Annotated in this window: 5 protein-coding genes; 3 read left to right on the forward strand and 2 right to left on the reverse strand. The window is 63.4% G+C overall.

Features of this window, described 5'->3' with window-relative positions:
- The first annotated feature begins 91 nt into the window (after positions 1–91).
- The gene (locus APR04_RS11830) at positions 92–709 is read left to right on the forward strand and encodes a hypothetical protein (protein WP_253870481.1); all 618 of its coding nucleotides are present in this window, start codon (positions 92–94) and stop codon (positions 707–709) included.
- 333 nt (positions 710–1,042) lie between these two features.
- On the opposite strand, the gene APR04_RS11835 is transcribed toward APR04_RS11830, so the two are convergent.
- Positions 1,043–2,254: a hypothetical protein gene (locus tag APR04_RS11835; protein ID WP_253870482.1), complete on the reverse strand. Its 1,212-nt coding sequence runs from the start codon at positions 2,252–2,254 to the stop codon at positions 1,043–1,045.
- 327 nt (positions 2,255–2,581) lie between these two features.
- Here APR04_RS11835 and APR04_RS11840 point away from each other — a divergent pair, with 327 nt between their 5' ends.
- Positions 2,582–3,559: a hypothetical protein gene (locus APR04_RS11840; protein WP_253870483.1), complete on the forward strand. Its 978-nt coding sequence runs from the start codon at positions 2,582–2,584 to the stop codon at positions 3,557–3,559.
- Between the two features lie 1,363 nt (positions 3,560–4,922).
- Entirely contained in the window at positions 4,923–5,369 is a 447-nt protein-coding gene (locus tag APR04_RS11845) for a hypothetical protein (RefSeq protein ID WP_253870484.1), read from the forward strand.
- A gap of 592 nt (positions 5,370–5,961) precedes the next feature.
- Here APR04_RS11845 and APR04_RS11850 read toward each other — a convergent pair.
- A partial coding sequence (locus tag APR04_RS11850; protein ID WP_253870485.1) for a transposase occupies positions 5,962–6,496 on the reverse strand: 535 nt, incomplete at its 5' end.

Below are 6,496 nucleotides of genomic sequence, written 5' to 3' on the forward strand. Positions count from 1 at the left end.
CCCGTCGACCGCAATCTGAGTTGTTGCGCCGGCCGTCCACTGCAGATATTCATCCTGGACCGATCCGCACTGAACCGTGACAGTTTGAGTCATGGTCGCGACCTACCAAGAGATTCGGCTGACCCGCGCATTTGTTGACACTGTCGAGGATCTTCGGGTGCGCACACGGCTCAACGCGCCCGAGTATGACGTGGGGCAGGCCGCAGGTTTGCTTCGGCGGCTCTTGACCGACAGCTCACCCCTGGGGCCAAGGGCGGCGAAGCTCGTGGGATTCTCTCCAGAGTTCCGGTGGTTCGTCGCATACGGGCACGAGGTCAGGGCGTCCGGGAGTTTGCAGTGGGAGCTGGACCCCGTGGCCGTGACAGCGCTCAACCTCGGTGATGAGGCCGAAAAGTTGATCGACGAGTCGTGGACACGTCGAGGATCGCACCACGATCTGCTCGGGACACCACTGTTCTCGTTGGGTTCACCGGAGATCACTCTGAAATGGCTGGTGCGTCATGTCGCCCACGATGAGGGCGGCGTGCATGTTGGGATGAGCAAGGACACGCCTGAGCGATTGAGGCGCGTCTACGAGTCGAAGGACCGCCTCATCCTCGTGTGGACATTGAAGGCATTGGGGCGCGTTGTGGTGCGCGGATATGAACCCCTCGTGATGCGTTTGGTGCGAATGGATCCGCTCTACGGCATCGCGCCCGGTCCCGAGTGATTCAATGCTTTTCTGCGCGCTGTGTGAAGCGGATGCGCCTGCAGCAACCGCACGTGCAAGTCCAGCGGTGTACCCGGAACGCAAGGAGCGGGCATCATGCATCGGTGTCCCGATATATACCGCGGACTCGGCGGGGGCCTCGACCTCGGGCACCGCGGGATGTCGGCGTCGACGACGGTCCAGACAGCTTCCGTGAATGGCACGGCGCGGGGCTGGCGACCATAGCCGACGGCACCCAGGACTCCGGTCAGGACGACACTGCGTCGTTAGAGGTGGCATCGAAAACCTCGCGGCTGGCCCGCCTGGTCGCAGACATCGACCAGTGTGTAACTCCTACTTCGGTGACGAAGCCTGCGACTCTTCAGCATCCTCGTTAAGCCACCGCTGCCACGTGCGGCGGTGCTCGTCGAGGAAGAGACCCCTCTGCAGGCGCATGGCTCCCTCCGGGCCGACCAGCATCGTGTTTCCGCGAGGGAGTCGTCCATCCGGTACCGCTCCTGCGAAGTGTCGCTGGTCTCCTTGAAGCAGCTTCGGCCACTGCTTGGAAGGTTGAGCGATGAGTACAGGGTCGTCGCGGCGGGTCTGCCAGACGTTGACGCAGAGCCTGGTCACCTGGACGGTGAGTCCGTGCAGGTGGTGGAAAATGAAGTTGAGCGTATCGAGGGCATCTTCGGTCAGCATGGCCTCTTCTATTGCCCGCGAATAGGTGATGGCGAGGCTCTCACCTTCGGTCTGAGCTGGGTGGCGGGGCAGTGGGTTCACGATGCCCGTTGCGCGTTTGGGGTCGCGCATCATGAGCGTTGTCCGGGTGGCTCGGTGGACCTGGGTGTTCCGGAAATCAAGCGTCCAGTCGAGCCAATCGCCACCATCGGCCGCAAGAACACGAACCCTCTCCAAGAGGTCGAGCTGAGCCCTGCGCCCGCCGTCGGTGCCCGTGAGTAAGGTCTTGACCTTCTTCTCGTCGGCGCTCTTGCGGACTATGGCCCAGTCGGCGCGCACAAGTGGTGTGGCCAGCCCGGCCGTGCCGACGATGAGTCCGACAAGTGTGTCTAGCACGCTACCGGTTGCACGAAAGAAACCGGACAGGTGCGCATCAATTTCGACCGATCGGTTCTGGTCCTGGTCAGTCAACTGGCTGAGCATCTCGGGCTTTCCCTGACCGGCTCGAATCCGTGCGCCGAGCCTCATGCCTTCAGTGGTCCACGCGGACTTGAGCTTGTCGCGGTGCATGACGGTTTGCTCGAGGTTCGATGCGGTGGAGTGTGTCAGGCCGACCAAGTAGTCCGCGATGAGGATGGATCGCGGTGCGTCCAGGTCCCTCCACCAGGAGATGCCGCCCTGCGGGCCGAGGTCTTCCAGGACCATCGTCGACAGAGCGGCGAGGACGAGCTTGGCCGGGCGGATCTGGTCGGCGTAAACGGGCATATCCCATATCCAACCATCCGCCACCGACAGACAAGCCGAGTCGACCTGAAGGTGCCCGAGTTCTGGCTTTTCGTCGTGCTGGCTGATGACCTGCTGGCCTTGGCTGCACGCGCCGGGCATGACCTCGACAAGTTACGCCGCCATCCTCAGCCCACCCACCTGCGCGGTCAGGAATGGGATGAGCAGGTAGTGGGTCCGCGCCAGGTCGGCGTTGCTCAGGGAGCGGTGTGCGTGGCCGACGCCGCATGTGCGCAGCAGTCCCGGGATGTCCAGCGTCGAGTGAGTTCAGCGGGGTGGCGCGCGAGGACTCGTGCTTGGTATGCCGGGCAAGTGACAGCGCCCGTTCTCAGATAGCCTGCGGATCATCCTGACCACCAAGCCGAAAGCTGAGGCACTGGGATGAGCCCATCAAGCTCGAAGGCGCGACGCGCTGCTCGGGCAGCGAAGGTGACTGCTCGTAGCGTCCAGAGTTCCGGCGTCGTCAAGTGCTACATCGAGCGGTTCGAGAATGCGGTCGGCATCCCTGATCTCCGCCTTCGTGAGAAGTCGACCAAACGGCTCGTGCGGGTTCTGACGGACAAGCAGACGTTCAGGTCAATCGCGCCGCTGTCGAACCTGTTGCAGGACTGCTACGCGCATGGAGGCGGCCTCGTTGAGCCGCGGAGTCGTGCGGAGCACATCGCCGTCTCTGCGCCGATCGTGAGGCAAAGCGATCAAGAGATTGCTGTGGCGTTTGAGAGATTCTCGGTGAAGGTCCACATCGTCACGGCGGACGTCGCATCCCCTCCGACCTCTGTGTGGGCATACATCGAGGAATACTCCACCGAGGATGGGGCCCTTGGCCTGCGTCTTCGGCAGAAGGTCACCGGCCGGAAGATCGAGATGTACGGCAAGAACCAGGACCACCTGCTGACATTCCTCAATAGCCCGCAATTCACAGGCGCCAATACACGCATGGCGAACCTCTATGAGAAGGATCGCTTCGACGACTACGTGCTGGTTTCCGGAGGCGCGGCTACAGACTCATACGACGTGGCGCTCTTCAAAGACGGTGCCGAACTTACCTACTTGCTTGGTCCGACACCCGACACTGCGTACCGGGATGCATTCCGCGTGCTGATAGAAGAGTCCGCGCCCGAGGCGCACGCGCGCACCGCGCAGTCGCACTTCGACAGGAGCCGCTATCGGGAGGCCGTGCTCTCCGCGCGGCTCGCTGTCGAGACGGCGTGTGGCGGACGTGGGCCCGATGTGAAGCGTCGGCTTGATGACGCTCCCGCTGATGTCACGACTGCGGGTGCTGCTCTGTACGGGAAGCGCCATGTCGCCGTCCATGAGGGTGGCACACGAGTTGAGCAGCCCGACGCCATACAGGCGATCCGTGCGATGCACCGCATCCTTGCCTACCTAGAGTCAAATCCTTCTTAGACCTCGCTTAGAACGGTCGGCGTGTCCGCTATGCCTGACCTGCCGGTTCGGGGCAGGCTGCGGGCTCGTGATCGAGGATTTGGTGCCTAACCTGCTGTGGGAGCAGTGGCGCCGTTGCTCCCCGCGCTAGCGCCGCAGCTGGAGTGCACGTGAAAGGCCGTCTCCCGAGAGGGGGACGGCCTTTCGTGGGCGGCGACCGGAAATCATCTGGCGTGGTTGCGCCCACCACCGGCGCCAACGATAGGCGGTCGATCGACATCGCCCATCCCTGCTGCGGTAGGGAGGCCCCGCTCCTCGCGCTCTTGAGCCAAGCGTGGTGAGCCCGCCGGAGCAGTCGCCCGCAGCCTGATGTGTAGTGAAGTCCCAGGTCAGCTGCCAATTCGTGCCACGTTCCCACGTGTTCGAGCAGGTCAGAGAGCTGAACCGTGCCACGTTCCGGGCGTCGGCCCCGAAGGGGGTGATCGCGGCACGCTTATGGCACGTTTTGGTACGCTGAGGGACGTCCAGCGACGTCTGGATACGGGAGCCCGGCGATGCGTCCGGAGCTCTGACCAGCCAGAATGGGTTTGACCAGGTCGGACGATCACCACCCGGAGATCACACAGAGAAGTACTTCGCTTTGGGGTGATGGGAGACGTCTGCCACCATCGTGGTCTGATGGGCGCAACCGATACCAGCCCCGTGGCGACAGGAGCGGACGCTCCGTCACGGTTCCAGCCCGCAGCACGAACGCAAGGCCGCGAGACAGCCGTCTCACTGACTGCAGGTTTAACACTGACGTGGCGCTGCCCTTGAGCAGACGTTCAGTTAGGCCGACCGTGATGGACACCACCCCTGCGAATCAGACCGAGACGCAACGCCTGGTATGTCGGCAGGCTCCGCTCATGACGCTATACGAGCAGAGAATTTGCACTAGCCTGACGGACGTCCTCAATGCCCTCGACCGCACGCTCCCGCATATGACTTCCCTTGGCTTGCCGTTCCCTGAGGGGGATTGGCCCACAAGCATGTGTCAGATTGCGTCAAAGGCCGCAGGGCAATTTCTCGCTGAAATGGGCCATGGCGGTTGGATGCTCGTTATTGGGCAGGACCATAGATTTTACGGCCACGCGTGGCTGGAGCGCGGCGATTCTTTCTACGACCCCACCGCGCATCAGTTCCCAGGAATCGATGTTGTGCTACGTGGCAGGTCACCGAACCCGTTGGGCAATACGCTTACACGCGAGACATTCCGCCAGCCTGTCGGAGGCCTGGACGACGGTGCCCATCGGACGCTGCGTGAGGCACTGCGTCCGATCTTCGACCACCAGCTGGGTTCGCGATGATCGTATGACCTCCGCCTCCTGCCTGGCATCCTTCCTACATGGACCTGGAACTGACCGATCGCCGACACAGCCCCAGCGGCGGACGCCTATGGGTGCCGTTCGAGGGTGACGAACGATTCAACCCTCAGTGGTGGAACGAACTGAAGACTTGGAGCGCCAAGTACACGTACGTCAGCGGCAGTGTGGATGGGGTCGAGGTGGCCCGAGCCGAGCTGGACCATATGGTTGACTTCGGCGAGTACGTTGGTGTGCCGGCACTGGGAATTCGAGCCCTCGAGGTCCAATTCATCGAGGTAGCCACGAGCCATCGAGGTTCTGGGATCGGCACCCAGTTCGTTCGGCAACTCGCGGTGCGGCACACGGACCGCGTCCTGGTGGCATTCAGCGAATCGGCCGACGAGTTCTGGGCGTCGCTCGGATGGACTCGATACGACCATCCGGAGGGATGGCCCTGGTATCGCCCGTTGTTTATTCAGCCGGAGTGACACCGCGCGTTGCAGCCGTCGGAGCCCCAACTTCACTGTCGCCGGTGGTTCCGGCCACAGCAAGCCCAGCCCGATCCAAAATGGCACTCCGATGGGTGGCAACTTCCAGTTCTCAGCCATGGCTCGGCCGCTGCGGGGTCAGTCCTCGGCGACGGTGGTGCAATCTGCGCGATCAGCGGAACGGCGGACGTGCGCCGACGTCCTCCTAGTGCGGTTGGGCCGGACGATGGCCGACCGCCGCCGCGATGCTGCGGGCAACCGGACATAGTGCGGAGCGATCGCCACCACATGAGGGTGGTACAAGTGGTTTGTCTCTACAGCAAGCGGCGGGGGACTCCGCTGGCGCGAAGCGACCGGCCTCATGGCCGCGGCCCATCGCCCACGCACGCTCAGTTAAGACAGGAAGTTCACCCGCGTTGGTCTACCGCGAGCACTGAGCCGCTTCGTAGATTTAACCAGTTCGTGTAGATCGAGCGCTGGGAGACCTATGAGCATCTCGGAGCCGCAAGAGCCGGCGCCTTCACCCGTCGAAACTTCGCGAAGCGGGGTCAAGTCCCGGGTAGTGGTGTAGCGCTCGGTGATCCTTGTGGGGTCAGGCGCTGAGTTCGAGGACGGTGTTGACCTCCGTTCCTGTGGTGGGGTTCTGGCGGCAGCGGGTCAGGACTTCGAGGCCGAGGTAGCGGCGTCCTTCGGCCCATTCGTCGGTCTGCTCGGCGAGCACGGCGCCGACGAGGCGGACGATCGCGTTCCTGTTGGGGAAGATGCCCACTGAGTCGGTGCGGCGACGGATCTCGCGGTTGAGGCGTTCGGTCGGGTTGTTCGACCAGATCTGGGACCACACGTCCTTCGGGAAGCCGGTGAACGCGAGGATGTCCGCGCGGGCGGCATCGAGGTGCTCAGCGACGGCGGGCAGCTTGTCGGTCACGTAGTCCAGCAGGCGGTCGAACTGGGCCTGCACGCTTGCGGCGTCGGGCTGGTCGTAAACGCTGTGCAGCATTGCTTTGACCGCGGGCCACAGGCTCTTGGGCGTGATGCTCATCAGGTTCGCCGCGTAGTGCGTGCGGCAGCGTTGCCAGACCGCGCCGGGCAGGTTCGCTGCGATGGCCTCTACGAGGCCGGCGTGCGCG

The organism is Promicromonospora umidemergens, assembly GCF_024171995.1.
Classification (GTDB): domain Bacteria; phylum Actinomycetota; class Actinomycetes; order Actinomycetales; family Cellulomonadaceae; genus Promicromonospora; species Promicromonospora umidemergens.